This is a genomic window from Thermodesulfatator indicus DSM 15286 (assembly GCF_000217795.1).
GTDB classification, from domain to species: domain Bacteria; phylum Desulfobacterota; class Thermodesulfobacteria; order Thermodesulfobacteriales; family Thermodesulfatatoraceae; genus Thermodesulfatator; species Thermodesulfatator indicus.
On sequence record NC_015681.1, the window covers coordinates 1,263,650 to 1,287,107 of the forward strand.

General features: G+C 44.2%; 26 protein-coding genes and 1 tRNA gene. 17 read left to right on the forward strand and 10 right to left on the reverse strand.

The window, feature by feature from the left end:
* Positions 1-308: 308 nt before the first annotated feature.
* On the forward strand, positions 309-974 hold the full coding sequence (gene rsmG / locus THEIN_RS06090; protein WP_013907805.1) for a 16S rRNA (guanine(527)-N(7))-methyltransferase RsmG: 666 nt from the start codon (positions 309-311) through the stop codon (positions 972-974).
* On the opposite strand, the gene THEIN_RS11980 is transcribed toward rsmG, so the two are convergent.
* A complete protein-coding gene (locus tag THEIN_RS11980; RefSeq protein WP_013907806.1) occupies positions 946-1,152 on the reverse strand; it encodes a hypothetical protein in 207 nt (68 codons plus the stop codon). The two genes, rsmG and THEIN_RS11980, sit on opposite strands and share 29 nt — an antisense overlap.
* Before the next feature lie 39 nt (positions 1,153-1,191).
* On the opposite strand from THEIN_RS11980, the gene uvrB reads away from it, so the two are divergent.
* Positions 1,192-3,192 (forward strand): excinuclease ABC subunit UvrB, encoded by a 2,001-nt coding sequence (gene uvrB / locus THEIN_RS06095; RefSeq protein WP_013907807.1) that lies wholly within the window; start codon positions 1,192-1,194, stop codon positions 3,190-3,192.
* Here uvrB and THEIN_RS06100 read toward each other — a convergent pair.
* Complete coding sequence (locus THEIN_RS06100) at positions 3,189-3,887, reverse strand: RluA family pseudouridine synthase (protein WP_013907808.1); 699 nt, start codon at positions 3,885-3,887, stop codon at positions 3,189-3,191. The genes uvrB and THEIN_RS06100 overlap by 4 nt on opposite strands.
* 61 nt (positions 3,888-3,948) lie before the next feature.
* On the opposite strand from THEIN_RS06100, the gene THEIN_RS06105 reads away from it, so the two are divergent.
* The 12 genes from THEIN_RS06105 (at position 3,949) to THEIN_RS06160 (ending at position 12,438) form a co-directional block, all read left to right on the forward strand.
* Positions 3,949-4,248, forward strand: coding sequence for a LapA family protein (locus THEIN_RS06105; protein ID WP_013907809.1), 300 nt, complete (start codon positions 3,949-3,951; stop codon positions 4,246-4,248).
* Entirely contained in the window at positions 4,245-5,036 is a 792-nt protein-coding gene (locus tag THEIN_RS06110) for a YkgJ family cysteine cluster protein (protein WP_013907810.1), read from the forward strand. The genes THEIN_RS06105 and THEIN_RS06110 overlap by 4 nt, the downstream gene beginning before the upstream one ends.
* Positions 5,033-5,665, forward strand: a complete 633-nt coding sequence (locus THEIN_RS06115; RefSeq protein ID WP_013907811.1) for a histidine phosphatase family protein — start codon at positions 5,033-5,035, stop codon at positions 5,663-5,665. Before THEIN_RS06110 ends, THEIN_RS06115 begins: the two co-directional genes overlap by 4 nt.
* A gap of 49 nt (positions 5,666-5,714) precedes the next feature.
* Positions 5,715-6,200, forward strand: a complete 486-nt coding sequence (locus THEIN_RS11615) for a phosphate-starvation-inducible PsiE family protein (protein ID WP_013907812.1) — start codon at positions 5,715-5,717, stop codon at positions 6,198-6,200.
* 54 nt (positions 6,201-6,254) lie between these two features.
* Positions 6,255-7,289, forward strand: coding sequence for a heat-inducible transcriptional repressor HrcA (gene hrcA / locus THEIN_RS06125; protein ID WP_013907813.1), 1,035 nt, complete (start codon positions 6,255-6,257; stop codon positions 7,287-7,289).
* 41 nt (positions 7,290-7,330) lie between these two features.
* Positions 7,331-7,978 carry a nucleotide exchange factor GrpE gene (gene grpE / locus THEIN_RS06130; protein ID WP_013907814.1) on the forward strand — a complete coding sequence of 216 codons (648 nt, stop codon included), beginning with the start codon at positions 7,331-7,333 and terminating at the stop codon, positions 7,976-7,978.
* A gap of 17 nt (positions 7,979-7,995) precedes the next feature.
* A complete protein-coding gene (gene dnaK / locus THEIN_RS06135; protein WP_013907815.1) occupies positions 7,996-9,936 on the forward strand; it encodes a molecular chaperone DnaK in 1,941 nt (646 codons plus the stop codon).
* A 60-nt stretch (positions 9,937-9,996) separates the two neighbouring features.
* Positions 9,997-10,533, forward strand: a complete 537-nt coding sequence (rsmD, locus tag THEIN_RS06140; protein ID WP_013907816.1) for a 16S rRNA (guanine(966)-N(2))-methyltransferase RsmD — start codon at positions 9,997-9,999, stop codon at positions 10,531-10,533.
* The gene (coaD, locus tag THEIN_RS06145) at positions 10,533-11,036 is read left to right on the forward strand and encodes a pantetheine-phosphate adenylyltransferase (protein WP_013907817.1); all 504 of its coding nucleotides are present in this window, start codon (positions 10,533-10,535) and stop codon (positions 11,034-11,036) included. The genes rsmD and coaD overlap by 1 nt, the downstream gene beginning before the upstream one ends.
* Positions 11,008-11,736, forward strand: coding sequence for a DUF3108 domain-containing protein (locus tag THEIN_RS06150; protein ID WP_013907818.1), 729 nt, complete (start codon positions 11,008-11,010; stop codon positions 11,734-11,736). The genes coaD and THEIN_RS06150 overlap by 29 nt, the downstream gene beginning before the upstream one ends.
* Entirely contained in the window at positions 11,733-12,299 is a 567-nt protein-coding gene (locus THEIN_RS06155; protein ID WP_013907819.1) for a class II aldolase/adducin family protein, read from the forward strand. The genes THEIN_RS06150 and THEIN_RS06155 overlap by 4 nt, the downstream gene beginning before the upstream one ends.
* 62 nt (positions 12,300-12,361) lie before the next feature.
* Positions 12,362-12,438, forward strand: a tRNA-Met gene (locus THEIN_RS06160).
* A gap of 9 nt (positions 12,439-12,447) precedes the next feature.
* Here the strand turns inward: THEIN_RS06160 and THEIN_RS06165 are convergent.
* From THEIN_RS06165 to hisB, 3 genes are read right to left on the reverse strand one after another with little or no spacing between them, the layout of a single operon-like run.
* Positions 12,448-13,776 (reverse strand): UDP-glucose dehydrogenase family protein, encoded by a 1,329-nt coding sequence (locus tag THEIN_RS06165; RefSeq protein WP_013907820.1) that lies wholly within the window; start codon positions 13,774-13,776, stop codon positions 12,448-12,450.
* Positions 13,777-13,785: 9 nt separating this feature from the next.
* On the reverse strand, positions 13,786-14,439 hold the full coding sequence (locus tag THEIN_RS11620; RefSeq protein WP_013907821.1) for a hypothetical protein: 654 nt from the start codon (positions 14,437-14,439) through the stop codon (positions 13,786-13,788).
* 7 nt (positions 14,440-14,446) lie between these two features.
* Positions 14,447-15,037, reverse strand: coding sequence for an imidazoleglycerol-phosphate dehydratase HisB (hisB, locus tag THEIN_RS06175; protein ID WP_013907822.1), 591 nt, complete (start codon positions 15,035-15,037; stop codon positions 14,447-14,449).
* Positions 15,038-15,075: 38 nt separating this feature from the next.
* On the opposite strand from hisB, the gene THEIN_RS06180 reads away from it, so the two are divergent.
* From THEIN_RS06180 to THEIN_RS06190, 3 genes are all read left to right on the forward strand, one after another.
* A complete protein-coding gene (locus THEIN_RS06180; RefSeq protein WP_013907823.1) occupies positions 15,076-15,429 on the forward strand; it encodes a hypothetical protein in 354 nt (117 codons plus the stop codon).
* Between the two features lie 81 nt (positions 15,430-15,510).
* A complete protein-coding gene (purD, locus tag THEIN_RS06185; protein ID WP_013907824.1) occupies positions 15,511-17,235 on the forward strand; it encodes a phosphoribosylamine--glycine ligase in 1,725 nt (574 codons plus the stop codon).
* Positions 17,235-17,663, forward strand: coding sequence for an EamA family transporter (locus tag THEIN_RS06190; protein WP_013907825.1), 429 nt, complete (start codon positions 17,235-17,237; stop codon positions 17,661-17,663). Before purD ends, THEIN_RS06190 begins: the two co-directional genes overlap by 1 nt.
* Positions 17,664-17,839: 176 nt before the next feature.
* Here the strand turns inward: THEIN_RS06190 and THEIN_RS06195 are convergent, their stop codons facing one another.
* The 5 genes from THEIN_RS06195 to THEIN_RS06215 are packed head-to-tail and all read right to left on the reverse strand — an operon-like array spanning position 17,840 to position 23,456.
* Entirely contained in the window at positions 17,840-18,385 is a 546-nt protein-coding gene (locus THEIN_RS06195) for a hypothetical protein (RefSeq protein WP_013907826.1), read from the reverse strand.
* Positions 18,386-18,396: 11 nt separating this feature from the next.
* Complete coding sequence (locus THEIN_RS06200) at positions 18,397-19,356, reverse strand: GDP-mannose 4,6-dehydratase (protein WP_013907827.1); 960 nt, start codon at positions 19,354-19,356, stop codon at positions 18,397-18,399.
* A 2-nt stretch (positions 19,357-19,358) separates the two neighbouring features.
* Positions 19,359-21,206: a glutamine--fructose-6-phosphate transaminase (isomerizing) gene (gene glmS, locus THEIN_RS06205; RefSeq protein ID WP_013907828.1), complete on the reverse strand. Its 1,848-nt coding sequence runs from the start codon at positions 21,204-21,206 to the stop codon at positions 19,359-19,361.
* Positions 21,206-22,606 (reverse strand): TIGR03013 family XrtA/PEP-CTERM system glycosyltransferase, encoded by a 1,401-nt coding sequence (locus tag THEIN_RS06210; RefSeq protein ID WP_013907829.1) that lies wholly within the window; start codon positions 22,604-22,606, stop codon positions 21,206-21,208. Before THEIN_RS06210 ends, glmS begins: the two co-directional genes overlap by 1 nt.
* A gap of 10 nt (positions 22,607-22,616) precedes the next feature.
* Entirely contained in the window at positions 22,617-23,456 is an 840-nt protein-coding gene (locus THEIN_RS06215) for a P-loop NTPase family protein (protein ID WP_013907830.1), read from the reverse strand.
* Between the last annotated feature and the right edge of the window lie 2 nt (positions 23,457-23,458).

The following is a 23,458-nucleotide window of genomic DNA, read 5'->3' on the forward strand; positions in this document are numbered from 1 at the left end:
CTTCCTCCCCCCCCCGCTCCTTCTATTTTATTGAACTAAAAGTTCTATGTCGATTATTAAATCGTCCAAAATTTTAATTTAGTAAAAATTTTTTTAGAACTTTTTAAATCCTAGGGCCTTATTATCTTTGTGAGCCAGTTCAATATATCTAGCTTTTGTCAAGCAGTTTTTCTGTCACGGCGAGCCCGCAAGGGCGAAGCGGTCTCTTAAGTATGGCATTTTGTATAGGTCTCGGATTAATATTGTATAGCCAAAAAAAACGGCTTTGTTACGCTAGTAGTAAAAATTGTTAGTTAAGTGAGAGGAAAATGTCCTTTGCCGAAGAGGTTCAACAGTACCTTGAAAAAGGGCTAAAAGAGCTTGGGGTTTCACTTACCCCGGAACAAGCGGGGAAAATTGTCAGTTTTTTGTCTCTTTTACGGGAATTTTCTGAGCCTTTAGGGCTTACGGCTATAAAAGATCCAAAAGAAATAGCGGTAAAACACGCCCTTGATAGCCTGAGTGTGGTGCGCCATCTGCCGGATAAGGGCCCAATTCTTGATTTGGGGACAGGCGCGGGCCTGCCGGGCATGATTATCAAAATTGCCCGGCCCGAACAGGAAGTCTGGCTGGTTGACGCGCGCAAAAAGCCCATTTCTTTCCTCACTTACGCGGCCGGAGTTCTCGGCTTAAAAGACATAAGAATTATTCAGGCCACCGTGGGAAGGAAGGACCCTTTACCCCGTGGCTATTTCAACTGTGTGGTTTCGCGAGCGGTTAGTGAGCTTCCTCTCCTCTGGGAGCTTGCAAGCCCCCTTCTTAAGCGGGAGGGCTTTCTGCTGGCTATGAAAGGCCCCAGGGCCGGGGAAGAAATAGAAGCTTTTGAGAAAAAATTTCCTGAAACAATCGTTGACTTTAAAGAATTCACCTTACCTATAACCGGGGACAGGCGAACTCTTGTTTTTGTCAAAGGGTCTCCCAGTTCAGGCAATTAGGGCATACCCAGGTTACGGTGTTACAGGAAAACTTCCTGGGGCCTGCGGCCATACACTCCTGGCAGATCAGGTAGCCACACTTTTGACAACGATAACAAAGAGGCATTTCGCGGCCGCAAACATCACAAATCCCGGCTGTTGTTTTTTGGCGCAAAGCTTTTCTTTTTCTCCGGCTCATTTTTGCCTGTCCCCATCTTTTTGCGTAAAATAATAAACCATGAGTGTGTCAGAAGGAACTTTTAAGCTTGAAAGCCCTCATAAGCCAACAGGAGACCAGCCAAAGGCCATTGATACGCTGGTAAACTGGCTATCTCACGGTGTAAAGCACCAGGTCCTTAAGGGAATTACTGGTTCAGGCAAAACCTTTACCATGGCCAATGTTATTGCCCGCCTCAACCGGCCAACTCTTATTATCGCGCCTAACAAGACCCTGGCCGCCCAACTTTATAACGAATTCAAAAAGCTATTTCCCTATAACGCGGTGGAATATTTTGTTTCTTATTACGACTACTATCAGCCTGAGGCCTATATCCCTTCAACGGATACCTACATTGAAAAAGACGCCTCTATAAACGAACTCATAGACCGGCTCAGGCACTCAGCCACAGCAGCTGTGCTTTCTCGACGCGATGTTATCGTGGTGGCAAGTGTTTCCTGCATTTACGGCCTGGGTTCACCAACTGAGTACTCGCGTATGCATCTTTATCTTCAGGTGGATAAAGACTTCCCGCGGGACCGCATCATCAGGCGCCTCGTTACCATGCACTACGAACGCAAAAATTTTGAGCTTACCCGCGGCACTTTTAGAGTGCGCGGAGATATTATTGAAATCTTTCCCGCTCATGAAGAAAAGCGAGCTATCCGGGTAGAACTTTTTGGTGACACCATTGAAAGCATTAAGGTTATAGACCCCTTTCGTGGTAAGGTTTTGGGCCGTCTGGAGGCGGTTACCATTTTCCCTGGCACTCACTACGTGACTGACGAAGAACGTCTGAAAGTAGCCATTCAGGAAATAAGAAAAGAACTTGAAGAGCGAGTGGCCTGGTTTAAAAGGCAGGGCCGTTTGGTTGAAGCTGAACGTCTCCTGAAGCGCACTCTGTTTGACCTGGAGATGCTTGAAGAGATGGGTTTTTGCCACGGTATTGAAAACTACAGCCGCTATCTTGACGGCCGCGCTCCTGGAGAGCCCCCTTATACTCTGCTTGATTATTTTCCTGATGACTTTCTCATCTTTATTGACGAGAGCCACATTACCGTGCCCCAGCTCCATGGGATGTATCGTGGTGACCGTTCCCGCAAAGAAACGCTTGTGGAATACGGCTTCAGGCTCCCCTCGGCCCTTGATAACCGCCCGCTTACCTTTGAAGAATTTGAAGAAAGGATAACCCAGGTGCTTTACGTCTCAGCCACTCCCGGTGATTACGAGCTTGAAAAGGCCGGGCCTTACGTGGTTGAGCAAATCATAAGGCCTACAGGCCTGATGGACCCTATTATAGAGGTTCGCCCAGCTAAACACCAAATAGACGACCTGGTGGCCGAGATTAAAAAGCGCCTGGCCAGAAAAGAAAGGGTGCTTGTTTGCACACTTACCAAGCGCATGGCCGAGGAATTAACAGATTATTTGTCTGATCTAGGGATTAAAGCCAAATACCTGCACTCGGATATAAAAACCCTTGAGCGGGCCAAACTTATTCGGGATCTGAGGCTCGGGGTCTTTGAGGTGCTGGTGGGTATAAACCTTTTGCGAGAGGGTCTTGATCTACCTGAAGTTTCTCTCGTGGCCATTTTAGACGCAGACAAAGAGGGCTTTTTGCGTTCAGAAAGATCGCTCATCCAGATTGCCGGCCGTGCCGCCAGAAACGTAAACGGCACGGTTATCCTTTACGCTGATAACGTTACGGACTCCATGAAGCGGGCCATAGAAGAAACCAGGCGTCGCCGCAAAATTCAGGAGGAATATAACCTAAAACACGGCATAACTCCTAAGACCATCAAAAAGGACTTTGAAGACGCCCTCTCTCAATTTTACGAAAGCGACTATGTGGACCTAGAAGCCCTGGCGGACATTGATATAGAAGATGTTGACGAACTTAAAAGGCTCATAAAGCAGACGGAAAAAGAAATGCGCGAGGCGGCCAAAAACCTGGAATTTGAAAAAGCTGCCGCTTTGCGAGACCGTCTTTTCAGCCTGCGTCAGCAACTTTTAAAGGCAGCCTAAAGCTTTCTTTCGGTTTTTAGCCAAGGGATCTTAGCTGGTGGATAAAATTCTTTGGGCCAGTAGAAAGGAAGGCCGGCCTCAAAGCGCAAAATTTCGTCTTTAACCGGGTGAGGAAGAACAATGCGCCAGGCGTGAAGCAGTATGGCCCGACCGAAATAGATTCGTTCTTTGGAGCCGTATTTAACGTCGCCCACAATGGGGTGTTTTCTTTTGGCTAACTGCACCCGAATTTGATGCTTACGTCCGGTTATGGGCTGCACCAGTAAAAGGGATTTTTTATTCTTGGTGCGAAGTTTAAGGTAAACAAGGCTTGCCTCTTTGCCTTTGCTAGAAATATAGGCTTTTCTTTTGTTTTCGTCCCAGGCAATCTTGTCTTCAAGGAGGCCTTTAGGAGGAGGGGAACCGTGCACCACCGCCAAGTAGTGTTTTTTTACCAGCTTTTCTCGAAAAAACTTGGCGAGCCTCTGGGCGGCTTTGGAAGTGCGGGCAAAGATAACCACTCCTGAAGTTACACGGTCAAGCCGATGCACTACTCCCAGGTAAACGTTTCCCGGTTTCTGGTATTTTTCTTTTAGATATTCCTTGGCCATGGATAAGAGGGTAATATCACCGGTGCTGTCCCCCTGAACGAGAAGACCACCGGGCTTTTCCACCACCAGTAAATGATTATCTTCGTAGATAATTAAATCCTTCATAGGAAAACCTTTTTATATTAGAATCATTTGTCAGATTTTAGAAGCCCAAAAGGAGTTAGCCATGGAAATTTATCTTATTTTAGCCGCGGTTTTAGGTATTTTTATAGCGGTCTTTGCCATTCAAAATGCCGCCCCGGTAACGGTCAAGTTCCTTGTCTGGCAGTTTGAGAGTTCTTTAGCCGTGCTTATCATCTTGGCCATACTGGCAGGTATGGTTTTGGTGTTGTTAATTTCTCTTCCTGGCCGGCTCAAAAGACGCAAAGAACTTTTTGACAAACAGAGAAAGATAAGAGAGCTTGAAAAAAAGCTTGCTGAACTCACTCAAACACAAAGCACTTCCTCCCAGGAGGCCCAGTCATGATAGGGCTTATGCCAGTAAAATTAGATGAAGCCATCTCTGAGAAAAAGGCCCTTTTAAAAGCCCTTTACGAAGTATTTGAGGACGAAGTCAAGAAGTATCCTTTTGTCTGCCGGCCGGGATGTGCCGACTGTTGCACGGTAAACGTTATCGCCACTGGTATTGAAACCATTCTTGTGCTGGATTCTTTGGGAGAAGGAGAAAAAGGAAAGCTTTACAGCGAGCTTTCACCTTTGAAGGCCAAAGAAAGGCTGCGGCCAAAGGTAACCCCCAACGAGATGGCTTCTTTTTACATGGCTGGCAAAGAGCCACCGCTTGATGAGGGTTTTGTTTTTGAGCCCTGTCCTTTTCTTGATGAAAAGAATCTCTGTCGCCTTTACGAAGTAAGGCCTCTTGCCTGTCGTACGTTTTTTTCTCTTAAACTCTGTCGTGAAGCCGGGGAAGCCGTAGTCCCACCGGAGTTTTTTTCCCTTACCATGGTTTTTATGCAGGTCCTTGAAGAGATAGACATTGCTGGCGTTTACGGCAATTTTATTGATTTGCTTCTTTTTTACCTGGAAAAAGAAAAAGCCAAGCCCGAAGATTTAGTTATTCCCGAAACAATTCTGGCCAATCGAGAGGCTCCCGATTTTGCCATTCCTCCGCAGCATGAAGAATATGTTAGAGGGGTGCTGGCGAGACTTTATAAACATCCCGTTGGAGATAAAACTTTTAAAGAACTTTTAGACGCAGTCAAAGCCCGCATAAAACCCAAAGAGGCCTTAAGCTTTCTGGGAGAGGCCCTTTCATGAAGCCAACGCGTCTTTTTCTGGTAAGGCACGGCCAGGTTGATGGCCCCAAGGGGGTTCTTTATAGCCAAAAGGATGTCCCTTTATCAAAAGAAGGGTTAAGGCAGAGTGAGCTTCTGACCGAGCTTTTTGCTGGCATTTCTCTGGCAGCGGTTTACACCAGCGATCTCAGCCGGGCCAAGCTCCCTGGTGAACTCTTAAAAGAACGAAAAGATGTTCCTTTATTTATTAAGAAGGAACTTAGAGAGATAGATTTCGGCTCCTGGTCCGGGAAATCTTATAGTGAACTTTTAGAAATGCCCGCTTTTAGGGAACGTTTAAAAGCGCCTTCAAGGTTTAGGCCACCAGGGGGAGAAACCCTCGGCGAATTACTAAATCGGGGCCTGAAAGTCATTGAAGAAGCCGTTCAAAAGTTTCCCGGCGAAAATGTAGTTTTCTTCATTCACGGAGGGTTGATCAGAGTGCTTGTGCTTCACGCATTGGGTTCTTCTCTTGATAACTTTTTCCGCCTGCAAATAGACTACGCCAGTATAAATTTGATTGACTTTTATCCCGAAGGTCCGGTGGTGAGGCTTGTAAATGCCCCAGCAGGACTTAACTTTAAGATGATTCTAGAGAAATCTTCTCTTTAGTCCGTAATTTCATTTTGATGTCTTTAATTTAATTGCTGGCTGATAAACCATGAAAATCAAGAAAAAATCCTTTATCATAGAGCTTTATGACAGAATAGAAGTTTTCTTCTACCTCTTGTTAATGTTGGCTTTGGTTTTAGCTATCTCTTTTATCTTTTTGGAGGTTTTTACTTCTTGGGTTCACTATTTAAAAAAAGACGAAATAATTTATTTCGTCTTTTTTGTACTTGATAGGTCGCTTTTGGCTTTAATGTTGCTGGAGATACTTCACACCATCAAGATAACACTCAAAGGCTCTATTAAATTGGCCATTGAACCCTTTTTAATGATAGGCATAATTGCTTCGGTGAGGCGAATTTTGGTTTTATCAGTAGAAATAGCTCATCCCCCAGAGGGCTGTGTAGTTTCAGAGACCATGTTCAAGCACTATATGCTTGAGACAGCCCTTTTGATTGTTCTTATTCTTTCTTTTGTAGCAGGTATAATAATTCTGAGACGCTGCTTTGCTGTTTCGTCTAAAAGTAGTGTTTCTTGACACGATTTAGTGGATAGGACTAAGTTAACTAGAGATTAAGCATAAGGAATAAAGATGTTTGAGGTCTTGGAGCTTTCTGATCGCTATAAAAAAGTTTTAACCATTGTGGTGGAGGATTATATTCGCCACGCTGAGCCTGTGGGCTCGCGTACGGTGGCCAAGCGCCTTAAGCCGCCGCTTTCTCCGGCCACGGTACGCAATATCATGGCTGACCTTGAAGAACTTGGCCTTCTCTCTCAACCACACGTCTCTGCAGGGCGAGTGCCCACCGAAGAAGGTTTCAGATATTATGTAGAAAACTTACTTGAAGCTGAGCCCCTTTCGGAAAAGGCCCGTGAAACCATTGAAAGGGCCTTTGAAAGTGAAGAAATAGAAGACCTTTCAGAGCTTTTACGTATTACCTCGCGTCTTCTAAGCCACATGACCGGGTTCCCTTCGGTGGTTTCTGCTCCCAAAATAGGCAGTGAAAGGCTACTTAAGCTTGATTTTGTTCCTTTAGGGCGAGGACTCGTGCTGGTGGTAGCCGTCACCGAGGCCGGTATCGTTGTAAATCGTCTTTTAAAGATCCCGGCCAGTGTGTCTCCTGAAGCCCTTGAGCGCCTGGCGCAATACCTTAATCAAAAGCTACCTAGGCTGACGTTAGAAGAAGCCCGTGATGAACTTTTAAGAGAAATAGAAGCTGAAAGAAAGTTTTTAGATACGTTGTTTGAGGAACTTGAAGAAGGCGAAGGGCCATCTGAACCCATTGTAGAAGGGATTTCCAGGCTTTTAGACGTACCGGAATTTAAAGACGTAGAGCGCCTGAAAGAGTTGCTGGCGGCCTTTGAAGAGAAAAATATATTTTTGAAAATTATAGAACGCTGCTTAGGTAGCCATGGTGTTCAGGTGTTAATAGGAGCAGAAACAGGATTAGGGGCTCCGCGCAATCTTAGTGCGGTGGCTTCTCCCTATTATCGGGACAAATGCCCCATGGGCGGGCTTGCCGTAATTGGCCCTATGAGGATGGATTATTCCAAGGTAGTTCCCGTGGTGGATTATACGTCAAGAATTGTTTCTCACCTTCTGGACAAGTTCCTTCCGCGTACTTAATTTTTCGCTCAGGAAGAAAAAATGATAGGGGGGTAAGCCTTATGGGTAAGGTTTACCACCTCTATCGAGGTGGTGTGCCAGCGAAAAAGGAAAAGGAGGGTACTAAAGTTATGGAAAAGGCCAGAGAAGAGGCCCAAGAGATGCAAGAAACTCAAGAAACTTATCCTGAAAATCGGGACGAACTTATAGAGCTTATCAAAAAGAAAGAAGCTGAAGCTAAAGAATACAAAGAGATGGCCCTCCGTTACGCCGCGGAGGTGGAAAACTTAAAGAAAAGTTTCAAGCGGGAAAAAGAAGAGTATTTCAAATACGCTCTTGAAACTTTTATGAAAGAACTGCTTCCCTTTGTGGACAACCTTGAAAGGGCCCTTGAGGCGGCTAAACAATCTCAGGACGCCAAAGCCCTTATTGAGGGCATAGAGCTAACTTTAAAGGGATTATTCCAGACCCTTGAGAAATTTGGCTTAAAGCAGTTTGAAGTGGCTATTGGTGATGCCTTTAAACCTGAAATTCATGAAGCCCTGGCCGTTGAAGAAACCCATGAGCACCCGGAAGGTGCCATAGTTAGAACCTTTCAGAAGGGTTATACCCTTCACGGTCGGGTGATTCGCCCGGCCCTGGTAGCCGTAGCTAAAAAACCAGCTGAACAAAAGAAAGAAACGCCTGAACAAGGCGAAAACAAAAATTAAGATTGGAGGTAGAGACTATGAGTGAAAAAAACGTAAAACCTTTTGGGATAGACCTTGGTACCACAAACTCCTGCATGGCCATTTATGAAGCAGGAGAACCCAAAGTAATTCCTAACCAGGAAGGAACGCGCACTACACCCTCTGTGGTGGCCTTTCTTGAAGACGGCCAGATTTTAGTAGGGCAGCTGGCCAAACGTCAGGCTATTACCAATGCGGAAAATACCATTTTCGGTATTAAGCGCTTGATGGGGCGTAAGTTCAAAGACCCAGTGGTCCAGGAATGGGCCAAACGCGTGCCTTATAAAATCGTTGAGGCCCCTAACGGAGACGCCCACGTAGAAGTGCGCGGTAAGCGCTATAGTCCACCTGAAATTTCGGCCATGATTCTTCGCAAACTTAAAGAAGATGCCAAGGAATACCTTGGTAGCGATGTAACCGAAGCGGTTATCACCGTGCCGGCCTATTTTGATGACTCTCAGCGCCAGGCTACTAAAGACGCTGGCCGTATCGCCGGCCTTGATGTAAAGCGCATTATCAACGAGCCTACTGCAGCCTGCCTGGCCTACGGCCTTGACAAGAAAAAAGAGGGTACCGTAGCTGTCTTTGACCTTGGCGGCGGTACTTTTGATATTTCTATCCTTGAAATTGGCGAAGGTGTCTTTGAAGTTAAGGCCACGTCTGGTGACACCTTCCTTGGTGGTGAAGACTTTGATATGCGTCTGGTGGACTACATTGCCGAGGAGTTCAAAAAAGAACACGGTATTGATCTTCGCCAGGACCGCATGGCCTTACAGCGTTTGAAAGAGGCCGCTGAAAAGGCCAAGATAGAGCTTTCTACGGTACAGGAAACCGAGATTAACTTGCCCTTTATCACCGCGGATGCCAGCGGACCTAAGCATCTGGTAATGAAAATAACCCGGGCCAAACTGGAAAGCCTGTGTCAGGACCTTTTAGACCGCCTGGAGGAGCCTTGCCGCATCGCTATGAAAGATGCGGGCATCACGCCCCAGGACATTGACGAGGTTCTGCTGGTCGGTGGTATGACCCGTATGCCAGCGGTGCAGCGCAAGGTGAAAGAAATATTCGGCAAAGAGCCGGTAAAAGGCGTTAACCCTGACGAAGTGGTGGCCATGGGTGCCGCTATTCAGGCTGGTGTGCTTAAGGGTGAAGTAAAAGACGTATTGCTCCTTGACGTGACCCCGCTTTCTCTTGGTATTGAAACCCTTGGAGGCGTGTTTACGGTTATCATTCCGCGGGGAACTACTATTCCTACGCGGAAGAGCCAGATTTTTACCACAGCGGCGGACAACCAGACCTCGGTTACCATTCACGTGCTGCAGGGTGAACGCCCCATGGCTAAGGATAACAAGAGCATTGCCCGTTTTGAATTGGTAGGTATTCCTCCGGCACCGCGTGGAGTGCCTCAAATTGAGGTTACCTTTGATATTGACGCTGACGGTATCTTGAATGTCACGGCCAAAGACCTGGCTACGGGTAAAGAGCAGTCCGTGGTGGTTAAACCTTCTTCTGGTCTCTCTGAAGAAGAGATTCAGAAGATGATTAAAGAAGCGGAAATGCACGCTGAAGAAGACCGTCGTCGCAAAGAGCTCATTGAAGCTCGTAACCAGGCTGATAGCATCATTTATTCCGTTGAGAAGTCTTTGAGCGAGCTCGGCGATAAGGTGCCTGAAGACTTGCGCAAGGAAGTTCAGGAAAAGATTGATAATCTTCGCAAGGTTATGGAGGGTGATGATATTGAGGCTATTCGTAAGGCTACCGAAGAGCTAACGCAGGCCTCTTACCGTCTGGCAGAAATGGCTTACAAGCACGCTCAGGCTGGTCAAGCCGGCCAGGCTGGAGGGGCGGGAGCCCAGGGAGCAGCTGGTGGTGAGGCCGGAAGCAGCGATAAAAAAGGTGGCGATGACGTAATTGACGCTGACTTTGAAGAAATGAAGTAATATCTTTCCGATTTAGCGAGACAAGCGGGGCCTTGGCCCCGCTTTTTTGTTTTTTTAACCATGCGTATAACCGCCGGTAAATATAAAGGGCGTGTTCTTAAAAGTCCTAAGTCTCGCACTATTCGCCCCATGATGGACAAAGTGCGTAAGGCCCTTTTTGATTCTTTGGGGCTCAAGGTAGAAGGGGCAAAGGTGTTAGACCTTTTTTGTGGCACCGGAGCTCTTGGCCTTGAAGCCCTTTCACGTGGCGCCGAAAAAGTCGTTTTTGTTGACCAAAGTGGCGAAGCGTTGTCTTTGGTTAAAGAAAATCTAGCAAGCCTTGGTGAAAAAAACGCCGAAATAAAGCGTTTAACCCTTCCAAACGGCCTGAAGAAATTAAAACCAAACACTTTTGACCTCATATTTATAACTCCTCCATATGGCACTGGGCTTGCATTGAAAACTTTGAAAGAGATAGAGTCTTTTTTAAGTGAAGACGGTGTGGTAGTGGTTGAGGAAAATACGGAAGAAGATTTTCCTAATGAAATGGGAAACCTGCTTAAATTTCGGGAAAAGACTTACGGCCAAACCCGGTTACATTTCTATCGGAGGCGTTGATGGAAAAAACTATTGCCATTTATCCTGGAGCCTTTGACCCGGTGACTTACGGCCATATTGACCTTATGAAAAGGGCCCTTCGTATTTTTGATAGGCTTATAGTGGCTATAGGTGAAAACCCGGCTAAAAAACCTCTTTTTACTGTGGAAGAGAGGCTTGAAATGATAAGAGAGGCCTTATCTAATTATGACTTTTTTGATAGGGTGGAAGTAACCAGTTTCCCCGGGCTTTTGGTGGAATTTGCTGCCCAAAAAGGGGCCAAAGTAATTGTAAGGGGGTTAAGGGCTGTATCTGACTTTGAATACGAATTTCAGTTGGCCCTGATGAATCGCAAACTTAATCGCCAGATTGATACCATCTTTCTTATGCCTGGGTTCAGGTGGTTTTTTATAAGTTCAACCATTGTAAAAGAAGCCGCCCGTTTTGGTGGGGATGTTTCTGATCTTGTGCCCCCTATTGTAGAGGAGAAGCTGCGTGAAAAATTTAAGACTTTTAATTATTAGCCTGTTTTTGATTTTTATTGGTTCAGTCTGCCTGACTCATGCTGCCGAAAAAAAGACTTATCATTATAAAGTCAACTGGCTGGCTATACCGGCTGGTCAAATAGAACTTACGGTAATAAAAAGTAGCCGGCGCACCAAGCTTATAGCTAAGGCTTGGACTACAGGTTTTGTGCGAATACTTCTGCCTTTTGAATCCACCTGGACTACCTGGCTTGACGAAAATGGATATCCTCGCCGCAGTCGTATTTACCGGGTGGAAAGAGGAAAGGCGGTTTTAAAAGAGTTCATTTATGACCAAAAAAATGGCAAAGTGATAAGATACAAAAACGGACACAAAGAAAAAGAAGTAAAGCTCAAACATTATCCGGTTCACGATGAACTTTCGGCTTTTTACGCCTCTATGAATACGGTTATGAAGAAACCCGGTGATGAAAAGATTTTCTGGATTTTCGCTAAAAATAAAGCCAATCAGGCTCGCCTAAAATATCTTAAAAATGAGAATATCCGCACTCCTTGCGGACGGATGAAAACCCAAAAGATGCAGGTAACCTTTGGCTTTCAAAGCGAATTGATCGAGCGTTCTAAAAAGGCCTATTTATGGTTAGCCCAAAAGTTGGTAATAAAGGCCCAGGGAGAACTAACACTGGGGCATGTTACCGCTGACCTTACCAATTTGCCCTGTAAAGGAGGTAATAAATGAAGTTTCCGCGCACTGCCATGGCCGAGTTTGCTCGTAAGGCCGGAGACGAAGGCTTAATGGTTGGCACCGAAGGTAATCTTTCGGTAAGAGTTAAAGACAAAGTTTATATAACCCCCTCGGGTGTTTTTAAAAAAGAGCTTAGTCCTCAAGATATAGTTGTTCTTGACCTTGAGGGAAATGTGCTTGAAGGACGAAACCCTAGTTCTGAATATAGAATGCATCTAGCCCTTTATGAGGCTCGTGAGGATATTACCGCCATCATCCATGCTCATCCTCCTTACACTTTGGCTTTGGATTTAACCGGTGAAGACTTTAGTCGCGATTATTTGGCCGAGATGCCTATAATTCTTGGGAAAATTAGCCGTGTGCCATACAGAGAACCTGGGACCGAAGAATTAGCTCAGGAGGTAGCTAAGGCCGCCAAAGAAACAAATGTTTTAGTCCTTGAGCGGCACGGAGCGCTAACTCTGGGGAAAAGCCTGTCTCAAGCCTTAAATCTCATGCTAGTGCTTGAAAAAGTATGTAAAGTAATTCTTCTGGCCAAAACCTGTAAAGCCTTTTAGTGGCTTGAAGGTTACAGGTTATTGACAAAAATTTTAAACCGGTTATCTTTTAAAGCGACTGACGCGGGGTGGAGCAGCCTGGTAGCTCGTCGGGCTCATAACCCGAAGGTCGGCGGTTCAAATCCGCCCCCCGCAACCAGTTTTTTCTCTATGCTTTTTGTCCTGCAAAATTCCCTCGGCCCATACCAGTGTATTTGAACCCCAATTTTTGCATTCGGGCTGGCTCGTAAATATTGCGGGCATCAACAATAGCTGGTTCAGCCATAAGGTTTTTTATTTTTTCCAGATCTAGATAACGAAATTCGTTCCATTCGGTAAGGATAAGAAGGCAATGGGCCCCATCGGCTGCTTCGTAAGGATCAGTGGCATATTTCACAGGAAGTTCCGGCTTGGCCTTCTTAAACTCTTCTTCGGCTATGGGATCGTAGGCCTGGACTTTAGCCCCTTCAGCTATCAATCGTTCTACTATATCAAGGGCTGGAGATTCTCTTACGTCACTGGTATTGGGTTTAAAAGCAAGCCCTAATACCGCTATAGTCTTTCCTGGAAGGTCTCCACATATTTGTTTAACTTTTTGTACGGTAACCTCTCGCTGTCTTTCATTAACAGTCAGAACCGCCTCAAGTATATGCATAGGGTGATTGTTCTGTTTACCAAGATAAGCAAGAGCACGAACATCTTTTGGAAAACAAGAACCTCCAAAGCCAGGTCCTGGGTTTAAAAATCTCGGGCCAATACGTGGGTCAAGCCCCATGGCCTTGGCCACCGTTATAACGTCAGCCCCTACTTTATCGCAGAGAGTGGCTACTTCGTTGATAAAACTTATTTTAGTGGCTAAAAAGGCGTTAGAAGCGTATTTAATCATTTCCGCGGTCTCAAGGTCAGTGATTACAAAAGGAGTTTCCGCCAGATAAAGGGGGCGATAAATGTCTTTGATAATGGCGATGGCGTGGTCGCTTTCGCCACCTATTACTACTCGGTCTGGACGCATAAAGTCTTCAATAGCACAACCCTCGCGTAAAAACTCAGGATTGGAAATAACATCAACTTTCACGTCATTTTTTTTGTTTTCGTCTATAAGCTGTTTTATCCAGCGGTTAGTGCCTACAGGGACCGTACTTTTGGTAACAATTACTTTATATTCGTCGATAGTTTCCGCCAAAGATAAGGCTACTGATTTTACAGCAGAAAGATCAGCTGAACCATCAGGGGCAGGGGGAGTTCCTACACAAATAAAGATTACCAGAGTGCGTTTTACTGCTTCAGCCAGATCGGTGGTAAAGGAAAGCCTTCCGGCCTTTACGTTTTTGGCCACTAGTTCTTTTAACCCCGGCTCATAAAATGGAATTTCTCCTGCTTTTAATTTGGTGATTTTTTCTTCGTCTATATCTACACAGACAACGTTCATGCCAAAATCTGCCATGCCGGCGCCAGATACTAAACCAACATAGCCGGTACCAATTACCGCTATATGCATAAAAACCTCCTATTCTTTTGGGGGATTGAGATAAGGGAATTTATTTAAAACCTGTTTTAAGCCTCTTTCAGCCAGCTCTTCGGCAGTTAACCAGCGTATTTTACCGTAAAGCTTAATTTTTAAAATATTTTCGCTAAGGGGTCTTTGAGTTTCATCAAACCAGCCGCGCCAGATGATTTTTCCTTCTGGCACTTTTATTAAAACCAAAGCAAAGGCTACGGAAGCAGGTCTTACTACAGAAAAAGCCGTACCTTCCCGTTCGCGAAAACGAAAGACCTTACCATAAAGAACGGCATCAACTCCCAGGCGCTTTCCTATCTCAGCAATTAATTTATAAGCTGAAGCTCCCGTATAAAGGGATAATACCTCAGCCCAAAGACTTAAGGCCTGATTTTCGGGTACTAAATAAAATTGTGGTTTTCCTTCCAAGTATTGGTAAAGGAGTTTAGTTAGTTTTTGAGCAGCCTTAAGGGAAACATGATTATCTGGGGTTATTTGTCCGGCGAAGGTACAGGTTATTTCGTCTTCTTTTTGTCCGGGACAAACTGGCTCAAAGGGAAGAACCGCTATCTTTTTTAACGGGGGATAGATGGTAAGGTCCCTTGGCTTGGCACAGGAGGCCAGGATAAATCCAATTAAAAATAAAATAATAAATTTTTTCATCTTAATCTTATAAAACCCCTTTAGAAGAGAGAACAACGTCTTTACCTAAAGGAGCAAAAGCCTTTTTCAGGGCATGGCCTAAAGCCTTAAACCCAGCTTCTACTATATGATGAGCGTTTTCTCCATATAGAAAGTGCACATGTAGAGTAAAAGCTCCCTTTATGGCCAGTGCCTTCAAAAATTCACTAACTAACTCCGTGTCAAATGTACCGATTTTTTCAACGGGGATCTTTCCTTTTTGCACGAAGCAAGGCCTTTCCGCTAGATCTATGTAAACCGCGGCCAAAGCCTCTTCCATGGGAATAACGGCTTCTCCATAACGAGCAATGCCCTTGCGTTCCCCAAGGCCTTTCCTCAGAGCTTCACCTAAGGTTAGACCAACGTCTTCCACCGTGTGGTGATAATCAACATGTAAATCGCCTTTAGCTTTCACTTCCAGGCTAAAGTTTCCGTGCACGGCAAAAAGCTCTAACATGTGGTCAAGAAAACCAACCCCTGTGTCAATTTTGATTTGACCTGAGGTGTAAGGATCCCAAAAGACCTTAACTTCTGTTTCAAACGTCTTTCTTTCAACTTTTATCGGAAATTTGTTTTTCATCTTTAAGTCCTCGCTAAAAGTGGCCGATTCACATAACGATGAACAATGAAATTTATTCCAAGCTTAATCAATTAATGGCTTCTCTTCAAAAGGAGTTGCCCATAAAATTTTTTAATCTCACCCAGATTCCCGAAGCGGTGAGCTGGGCGGAGACTGGCGGTATCTCTGTCCATGAAAATTTTTATACCCGCAGGCGATTTTCGTATCATGTTATCTCTGCCAGCAAAGAAAATCTTGAAGCCTTTTGCCATAAACTCGGGCTCCCAAAGGACAAAATTAAGGCCTCAGAATTTTACCGGTTTTGGCATCTTACCTGGACACCATTTTCTTCAGAACCAAAGCCCAAAAGACGACGTGGCCGCCCACCTAAAAAAGCTATTTCTCAAGGATAAAAGAAAAGGCTTGACCTCTCAACCCAGCTCCTCTAGGATTTTTTCATCAAAAATAAAATATTGTGGGGAAGGGGAGCTGAAATGAAAGTTTTAGTCTTAGGTAGTGGCGGCCGAGAACATGCCCTGTGTTGGAAACTAGCCCAAAGTCCTCTGGTAACAAAAGTCTATTGTGCCCCTGGTAACGCGGGCATTGCCGAAGAGGCCGAGTGTGTTCCCATTTCCGTAAACGACTTTCAGGCGTTGGCCGATTTTGCCCAAAAAGAAAATATAGACTTTACCATCGTTGGCCCAGAAGACCCTTTAGCCAAGGGAATAGTCGATTTTTTTGAAAAAAAAGGCCTTAAAATTTTTGGCCCTTCAGCCAAGGCGGCTCAAATAGAAGGCAGTAAAGTATTTGCCAAAGAAATCATGGCCAAGTACGGAATTCCAACGGCTTCTTTCGAGGTATTTGACGATCCTCAAGAGGCTTTGGCCTATGTTGAAAAAAAAGGAGCTCCCATTGTGGTCAAAGCCGACGGTTTGGCTGCGGGCAAAGGGGTAATAGTTTGTAGCACATTAGAAGATGCCAGAGAGGCTATTCACAAAATCATGGTTGAAAAAGCATTTGGTGAGGCCGGAAATCGTGTAGTTATAGAAGAATGCCTTTTTGGTGAAGAGGCTTCATTTATGATCCTTACTGATGGGAAAACACTTCTTGTCCTTCCTTCCTCTCAAGACCACAAGCCCCTTTTAGATGGGGATAAAGGGCCTAACACTGGTGGCATGGGGGCCTATTCTCCAGCTCCAGTAGTGACTCCCGAGCTTGAAGAAAAAATCATGAAAACCATAATGGAACCCTTGATAAAGGGGCTTGCCGAAGAAGGTATCCCTTATAAAGGCGTTCTTTACGCGGGCCTTATGATCGTTGAAGGCAACCCTTACGTCTTAGAATTTAATTGCCGCTTTGGAGATCCTGAGTGTCAACCTCTTATGATGCGCATCAAAAGTGACTTAGCGGAAATTATTATGGCAGCCCTAGAAGGCAATTTAGCCGAAAAAAAACTTGAGCTCCGAGAAGAAGCTGCAGTTTGTGTAGTAATGGCCAGTAAAGGATACCCCGGAAAATACGAAAAAGGAAAGGTTATCAAAGGCTTAGAAGAAGCCGCCAAAATACCGGGAGTTAAGGTCTTTCACGCGGGAACAGCCAAAAAAGGTGGCCAATTTGTAACCAATGGCGGCCGAGTATTAGGAGTTACCGCTCTGGGGAAAGACATTCCTTACGCTATTGATAAGGCTTATGAGGCCGTAGAGAAGATTTCCTGGGAGGGAGTCCACTTTAGGCGAGATATTGGCCGCAAAGCCATAAAACATCTCCCCCCTAAAGTCTTAGTTTTTGCCGGAAGCAAGTCTGACCTTCCTGTTATTTTGAAGACCGAAGAGATATTTCAAGAATTTTTAGTGCCCTATCGTATAGTGGTGGCTTCGTCCTATCGTAATCCCGAAAAAGTCCGATCATTGGTAAAGACCGCGGAAACGAAAGGTGTAAAAGTTTTCATTGCCGGAGCCGGGCTTGCTGCTCATCTGGCAGGAGCTATCGCCTCTGAAACTATTTTACCAGTAATAGGCTTGCCTTTGGCCACCGGTACTTTGGGAGGGATAGACGCGTTATTAGCTACCGCTCAGATGCCGCCTGGAGTTCCTGTAGCTACGGTAACCATAAATGGTTCTGTTAATGCCGCTATCTTGGCCATTAAGATATTGGCCCTATCAGATGAACGCTTGCAGAAGAGACTAACCAAATATAAAGAGCAGTTAGCCCAAGACTAATGGTTGGGAAAGCCATTCTCTTCTGGTTTTTAACCATCTTTTTTTGGGGCTCTGCGCCTCTTCTTGAAAGAACGGCTTTAAAGGGTATGTCTCCCCTTTTGGCCCTGGCCTTACGTACAAGTTTCGCCGCTATTCTTTTGGTATTTGCTGTTTTAGTTAGTGGAGAACACCGAACTCTTTCTCAACTGGGCAAAAAAGAGATAATAGCCGCTTTGGCCAGCGGTATTGTGGCTGGAGTTTTTGGAATGTTTACCTATTTTTCTCTTCTTAAAACAGGGCAGGCCTCAAAAGTAGTCCCATTAACCGCAGCTTACCCTCTGGTGACAGCTATCCTTTCTTTTATGCTTCTTGGAGAAAGAATTACCCTTATGCGGTTTTCAGGAATCGTTATAACTATTGTTGGTTTGATAATCCTTTTAAGGAGTTAAACCAAGGCCTTTCTTTCTATTAATCCGAGAGTTTTTTAGGTAACAAAGTGTCATTGCTGACATAATAGCCAGGGCGAAGTATCCTCGCTGTCACGGCGAGGCCTAGTTAGAGGCCGAAGCCGTCTTAGGGACTGCTTCGCCCTACGGGCTCGCAATGACCGTTTATGACCTCATTATTACCCAAAAGACCTGGCAAACAAATCCTCAATGGCTTCGCGACCTTCTTCTGTAAGATTACGAGTACCGGTACCAACAAAGGTATTATGAGAGATGACAGGAATATCCTCTTCCCATTTGCCGTCCTTCCAGGTAAACCAGCGGCCTTGTTTCTGGTCAAACACGTGTAACGGCCGATTAAAAAGCTTGGCAAGTTCTGCGGCCCAGCCGGTGCCCCCCTTTACCGTGGCGTTGGGCAAGATTTCGCCCACTATGAAGACCTGATAGCCCTTGTTTACCATGTGAAAGATAACTTGAAGAACTTTGCGGATGCGTTCAGGTTTAGCGTAGTTTCGTTTCATCATTTTAGAAACAAGCTCCATGCTAATATCACCACGTTTCAATTCTTCTTCAGATAGCACTACTAAGTTTTTAGCCCTGTCCGGGGTATGCCCTTCATAGGTAAAAACGACTTCATTAACTCCCCACTTTTCGGCACATTCACCAAAATAGGCCTCTGCACCTCTTAGGCCACTGTGATATAAAGTGCATTCTTCAGGCTTCATAATATCCTCCATTAAATGTCTCTTGCTTCTTTTTTATACCAGGAAATAAAACGTTTGATACCTTCTTCAATAGGTACCTGGGGATTATATCCCAAAATCTTTTTGGCTTTGGAGATATCGGCATAAGTTATCGGAACATCTCCTGCTTGAAAAGGTAAAAATTTTATTTTAGCCGGCTTACCGAGATTTTCTTCAATAAGCCTGATAAGGGTTAAAAGATCCGTTACTTGAGATTCACCCAGATTAAAAATTTCATAGTCAAAATCTTTATCAATAGCGGCAACTACTCCTTGGATAATGTCGTCTATATAAGTGTAATCCCTTTTAGAAGAGCCGTCTCCATAAACGGGGATTTCCTTACCCTCATCAATGAGGCGGGTAAACTTGTGGATGGCCATTTCTGGCCGCTGGCGTGGCCCGTAAACCGTGAAAAAACGCAAGCATACCACTTTTAGGCCAAACAAATGATGGTAGGCGTGACACATGAGTTCATTAGCTCTTTTAGTGGCTGCATAAGGAGAAACCGGCTGATCGGCACACGCATCTTCCTTAAAGGGAACCTGGTCTGTATAGCCATAAACCGAAGAGGAGCTTCCGTAAACGAATTTGGGCACTTCAAAACGCCGGGCCAGTTCCAAGAGGTTTGTGGTCCCTACTCCGTTTACTTCTTCGTATAGAATAGGATCCTCTACCGAAGGGCGCACTCCGGCTCTAGCGGCTAGATGTACTACACATTTTATAGGATAACGCTTAAAAACCCTTTCCAGAAAAGGGAAATCCCTGATATCTCCTTGTTCCAGATGAAAATTGTGATTCTTTAGGGCTTGTTCAATGTTTTTCCATTTAATTTTAGGGGAATAGTAATCGTTAAAGTCATCAACAACTACTACTTTTTCACCTCTGGCCAGCAAATTATCCACTAGATGAGAACCAATAAATCCAGCACCGCCAGTAATTAAAATCGCTTCCATATTTACTCCACCGTAACACTTTTAGCCAAGTTTCTGGGTTGATCAACGTCACAACCCCGCCTTACTGCTACTTCATAGGCCAGGAGTTGTAAAGGTACCGTGTAAATTATGGGAGAAACCTCCCAGTCACAAGCGGGGAGTTCCAAGACGTGCTGAGATACTCTTTTTAAAGTACCATCCCCTTCTGTTCCCAGGGAAAAGATATTCCCTTTACGAGACCTAACTTCTTCAATATTTGAAATCATCTTTTCATAAACATGATGATTTTGAGGAGCCAAAGCTACCACTGGCATCTCTTCGTCTATGAGAGCAATAGGGCCGTGTTTCATTTCGCCTGCAGCGTACCCTTCAGCGTGAATGTAAGAGATTTCCTTTAGTTTCAAGGCCCCTTCTAAAGCGATGGGGAAAAGGATATTTCTTCCGAGATAAAGAAAATGTCGCTTTTTCTGGTACTGATAAGAAAGCTCTTTTATGTCAGGATGGAGCTTTTCAATAAGCTTTTCCAGCTGATAAGGTACCTTGAGAAGGGCTTTGGCTATGCGTTTGCGCTCTTTTTCAGATAAAGTGCCTCTTATTTCTCCAAAATAAAGAACCAGCAGTAAAAGGGCCGTAAGCTGAGAGGTAAAAGCCTTAGTAGAGGCCACGCCGATTTCAGGGCCAGCGTGGGTATAAATTGTGCCGTCTGATTCGCGGGTAATGGTACTCCCCAATACATTACAAATGGCTACCGCTCTGGCCCCAGCTTCCCTGGCTCGCCTTAAGCTGGCAAGAGTATCAGCGGTTTCTCCTGATTGAGAAATAGGGATAACCAGGGTGTTTTCATCAATCAAAAAATCGCGATAGCGAAACTCTGAACCGAGTTCTACTTCTACGGGCAAACGAACTAGGCGTTCAAATAAATATTTGCCAACCAGCCCGGCATGATAAGAAGTTCCGCAGGCAAGAATACAGATTTTATTTAGGGATTTTATTTCTTCAGGGGATAAAATTATTTCAGGTATTTTTACCTGGCCAGTTTCTGGGTCAAGACGGCCTCTAAAGGTGTTTAAAATGGCCTGGGGTTGTTCGTAAATTTCTTTGAGCATGAAATGTTTAAAACCGGCCTTTTCCGCCATGGCGGCGTCCCATTTTATCTCCACGGGTTCTCTTTCCACAGGACTGGCGTCATGGAGTTTAAAAATTTTGCATTCTTCGCAGGTGATAATGGCCATCTCTCCGTCTTCCAGGAAGAGAACCTTCCGCGTCCAGGGAAGAAGAGCCGGAATATCAGAGGCCAGGAAATTTTCTCCTTCGCCAAGGCCCAAAACCAGGGGACTCTGGTTACGGGCCGCTATTAGCTTTTTGGGATCTTTGGCCCAGAAAACACCTATTGCGTATGAACCTTCTACCTGGGCAAGCGCCCTTCTTACCGCTTCTTCTAACGAATGACCTTTAGTTAATTCTTCTTCGATCAGATGGGGAATGACTTCGGTATCAGTTTGAGAGCGGAACTTGTGTCCTTTCGCTTCAAGGGAAGCGCGCAAGTGATGATAGTTTTCAATAATACCATTGTGTACAACTACCAGTTCTTGTTTGCAATCTCCGTGTGGATGGGCGTTGCGTTCCGCCGGTTCTCCATGGGTGGCCCAACGGGTATGCCCCAAACCAATGCCTTCTGGCTTTTTATGATAAGATGCTAGTATTTCTTCTAGATTTATCAATTTACCAAGAGCCCTAATAACATCTATCTGGCCTTCGGCTAGCACTGCTACACCTGCGGAATCATAGCCGCGATATTCAAGACGCCTTAAGCCTTCTAATAAGACAGGGATTACCGGTCTTGGACCTACGTAACCAATAATGCCACACATCAGCGCGCTCCTTCTCCGAATAAGACAATTTTTATGGTTTTAAAAATAATATAAAGGTCAAACATAACTGACATATATTTGATGTAATAGAGGTCATACTTCAGTTTTTCTAGCGCGTCTTCGTCTGAAGCTCCGTAAGGATAACAAATTTGAGCCCAACCGGTTATGCCTGGGAGAACAGTATGTCTCTGATCATAGTAAGGTATTTTTTTGCGCAGACGCTCTACAAAAAAGGGCTGCTCAGGCCTTGGCCCCACAAAGGACATGTCGCCTTTGATTACATTCCACATCTGAGGAATTTCATCTAAACGGAGCTTTCTTATGACTCGACCCACTCGAGTAACTCTAGGGTCATTTTTTTGAGCCCACTTGGGAGCGTCTTTTTCAGCATCGGTTCTCATAGAACGAAATTTATAGAGTCTGAAAATTTTTCCGTCTTTTCCCACCCTTTCCTGAATAAAAAGTACTGGCCCCGGTGAGTCGAGCTTAATCAGAATGGCTATTAAAAGGGCAATTGGCGACAAAATCAATAGGCCTAAAGAAGCCACTACAACCCCTAAAACCCTTTTCAAAAACATAGTTAGGCCAGATTTATAGAAGCCGCCATGAAAAATGAGCCAACTTGGCCTTATTTTTTCAACCAAAATTTTTCCGGTCAAATGTTCATAAAATGTTTCTCCTTCTACTACATCAATACCTTTCATGCGGCACTCTAGAAGTTCGTCAACAGGAAGTTTGCCTCTTCTGTCTTCAAGGCAAACTACTATCTTTTGAATGCGATTTTTGACGCAATTTTTATAAAGATCATCAAAGGTATGATAGATAACCGGTTTTTTTTCGAATTTAATCTTCTCTCGATCAATATTTTCTGTGGCAGCCAGAAATATAGCTTTTATGCTAAATCCACTATCTAATTGATTGTATATTTCTTCAATAATTTCTTTAGATAAAGATGAGTAGCCAACCAGGGCTAAACGTTCGTTTAAATAATCGGCTTTTAAAAGATAAAAGTAAAAAAGCCTCCAGGAAATCGCCAAAACTATAATTAAAAAAAGAAAAAAAGTAAAAGACCAGTTATTTATCATCAAACGGGGAAAAATAGAGTAGAGTACCCCTATAAGAAAGGTAGCCACTCCAGCTGCTTGTATTAACCTTAGAGACATATCCACTAAGGAGTCTTTTCTTTTGAAAGAATAAAGATCAAAATAATAAAGCCACAATTGAAACACGAAGGCTACTAAAAAGATTTTGGCGTATAATGGCCAATGATTAAAATCAAAAACGATATAGTGGGTTTTAAGATAAAGAACCAAAAGAGACAAAGATGTTATCAGTGCAGATTCTAGAGCAAAAAACAATAACTTTCTAGCTGGATAGTAACGATGAAATAACCAAATCATATTTAGTTAGCTATTTGTAATATTTGTATTTATAGGCGTAACGATAATACTTTAATTTTGGAGAAAATAGGCCAAGAGACGAGGGCATATAGTTATTAAATACGAAACCAAGAAGTTTTGACTTTCCAATTTTGTCAACAGCTTCGGCCACCACTTCATAATCTGAAAAGGCATATCTGACCACAAAAAGAATGCCATCGGCCAGGCGAGAAAGAGAAATACTCTCTGAGGCTACTAGCACCGGTGGACTGTCAAAAATAAAAAAATGTTTAGGAAACTTTGTGCGTAATTCTTCCAAAAAGTGAATAATTGATTCAGAACTAAATAAGTCTTTAGCTTCTACTCTGGTCTTCCCGGCTGGAAGAATATACAAATTGTGATAATCTGTTTTATATACCACCGAGTTTAATTCTCTTCTTTCTCCTGCTAAATAGTCACTTAATCCGTAATCTAATTTGATTCCTAATTTTTCTGAAAAAGAAGGTTTGCGCAAATCTGCTTCTATCAAAAGGGTAGGGGTAGTCCGGGCAAAAGAAAAGGCAAGACTAACAGCTGTATAAGTTTTGCCCTCTTTGGGTACAGCACTGGTAACTAAAATAAATCTTGCAGGCAACCCCGTGCGGGGGTGAAGGATCTGACTGCGTAAAATTTTAAAATGTTCAGCAACTAGGCTATCAGGCTGGTGATAGACTAACAGCCTGGGATCTACATCTGTTAGAGTAATTTGGGGAAATTCTTCATTTTTTAAAATTCTATCTTCTTCTGGGCTCAATGGAGCAGTAAAGGGAATCTTATCTTCTTCTAAAGTTTCTTTTTCAATAGAATCAACTAGTTTTGATATTTTTCCCATGT

What these genes read in the sequence shown, in the direction of transcription:
- rsmG (WP_013907805.1), top strand. Translation starts at nt 309, where the DNA reads ATGTCCTTTGCCGAAGAGGTTCAACAGTACCTTGAAAAAGGGCTAAAA.
- THEIN_RS11980 (WP_013907806.1), bottom strand. Translation starts at nt 1,152, where the DNA reads ATGAGCCGGAGAAAAAGAAAAGCTTTGCGCCAAAAAACAACAGCCGGG.
- uvrB (WP_013907807.1), top strand. Translation starts at nt 1,192, where the DNA reads ATGAGTGTGTCAGAAGGAACTTTTAAGCTTGAAAGCCCTCATAAGCCA.
- THEIN_RS06100 (WP_013907808.1), bottom strand. Translation starts at nt 3,887, where the DNA reads ATGAAGGATTTAATTATCTACGAAGATAATCATTTACTGGTGGTGGAA.
- THEIN_RS06105 (WP_013907809.1), top strand. Translation starts at nt 3,949, where the DNA reads ATGGAAATTTATCTTATTTTAGCCGCGGTTTTAGGTATTTTTATAGCG.
- THEIN_RS06110 (WP_013907810.1), top strand. Translation starts at nt 4,245, where the DNA reads ATGATAGGGCTTATGCCAGTAAAATTAGATGAAGCCATCTCTGAGAAA.
- THEIN_RS06115 (WP_013907811.1), top strand. Translation starts at nt 5,033, where the DNA reads ATGAAGCCAACGCGTCTTTTTCTGGTAAGGCACGGCCAGGTTGATGGC.
- THEIN_RS11615 (WP_013907812.1), top strand. Translation starts at nt 5,715, where the DNA reads ATGAAAATCAAGAAAAAATCCTTTATCATAGAGCTTTATGACAGAATA.
- hrcA (WP_013907813.1), top strand. Translation starts at nt 6,255, where the DNA reads ATGTTTGAGGTCTTGGAGCTTTCTGATCGCTATAAAAAAGTTTTAACC.
- grpE (WP_013907814.1), top strand. Translation starts at nt 7,331, where the DNA reads ATGGGTAAGGTTTACCACCTCTATCGAGGTGGTGTGCCAGCGAAAAAG.
- dnaK (WP_013907815.1), top strand. Translation starts at nt 7,996, where the DNA reads ATGAGTGAAAAAAACGTAAAACCTTTTGGGATAGACCTTGGTACCACA.
- rsmD (WP_013907816.1), top strand. Translation starts at nt 9,997, where the DNA reads ATGCGTATAACCGCCGGTAAATATAAAGGGCGTGTTCTTAAAAGTCCT.
- coaD (WP_013907817.1), top strand. Translation starts at nt 10,533, where the DNA reads ATGGAAAAAACTATTGCCATTTATCCTGGAGCCTTTGACCCGGTGACT.
- THEIN_RS06155 (WP_013907819.1), top strand. Translation starts at nt 11,733, where the DNA reads ATGAAGTTTCCGCGCACTGCCATGGCCGAGTTTGCTCGTAAGGCCGGA.
- THEIN_RS06165 (WP_013907820.1), bottom strand. Translation starts at nt 13,776, where the DNA reads ATGCATATAGCGGTAATTGGTACCGGCTATGTTGGTTTAGTATCTGGC.
- THEIN_RS11620 (WP_013907821.1), bottom strand. Translation starts at nt 14,439, where the DNA reads ATGAAAAAATTTATTATTTTATTTTTAATTGGATTTATCCTGGCCTCC.
- hisB (WP_013907822.1), bottom strand. Translation starts at nt 15,037, where the DNA reads ATGAAAAACAAATTTCCGATAAAAGTTGAAAGAAAGACGTTTGAAACA.
- THEIN_RS06180 (WP_013907823.1), top strand. Translation starts at nt 15,076, where the DNA reads ATGAACAATGAAATTTATTCCAAGCTTAATCAATTAATGGCTTCTCTT.
- purD (WP_013907824.1), top strand. Translation starts at nt 15,511, where the DNA reads ATGAAAGTTTTAGTCTTAGGTAGTGGCGGCCGAGAACATGCCCTGTGT.
- THEIN_RS06190 (WP_013907825.1), top strand. Translation starts at nt 17,235, where the DNA reads ATGGTTGGGAAAGCCATTCTCTTCTGGTTTTTAACCATCTTTTTTTGG.
- THEIN_RS06195 (WP_013907826.1), bottom strand. Translation starts at nt 18,385, where the DNA reads ATGAAGCCTGAAGAATGCACTTTATATCACAGTGGCCTAAGAGGTGCA.
- THEIN_RS06200 (WP_013907827.1), bottom strand. Translation starts at nt 19,356, where the DNA reads ATGGAAGCGATTTTAATTACTGGCGGTGCTGGATTTATTGGTTCTCAT.
- glmS (WP_013907828.1), bottom strand. Translation starts at nt 21,206, where the DNA reads ATGTGTGGCATTATTGGTTACGTAGGTCCAAGACCGGTAATCCCTGTC.
- THEIN_RS06210 (WP_013907829.1), bottom strand. Translation starts at nt 22,606, where the DNA reads ATGATTTGGTTATTTCATCGTTACTATCCAGCTAGAAAGTTATTGTTT.
- THEIN_RS06215 (WP_013907830.1), bottom strand. Translation starts at nt 23,456, where the DNA reads ATGGGAAAAATATCAAAACTAGTTGATTCTATTGAAAAAGAAACTTTA.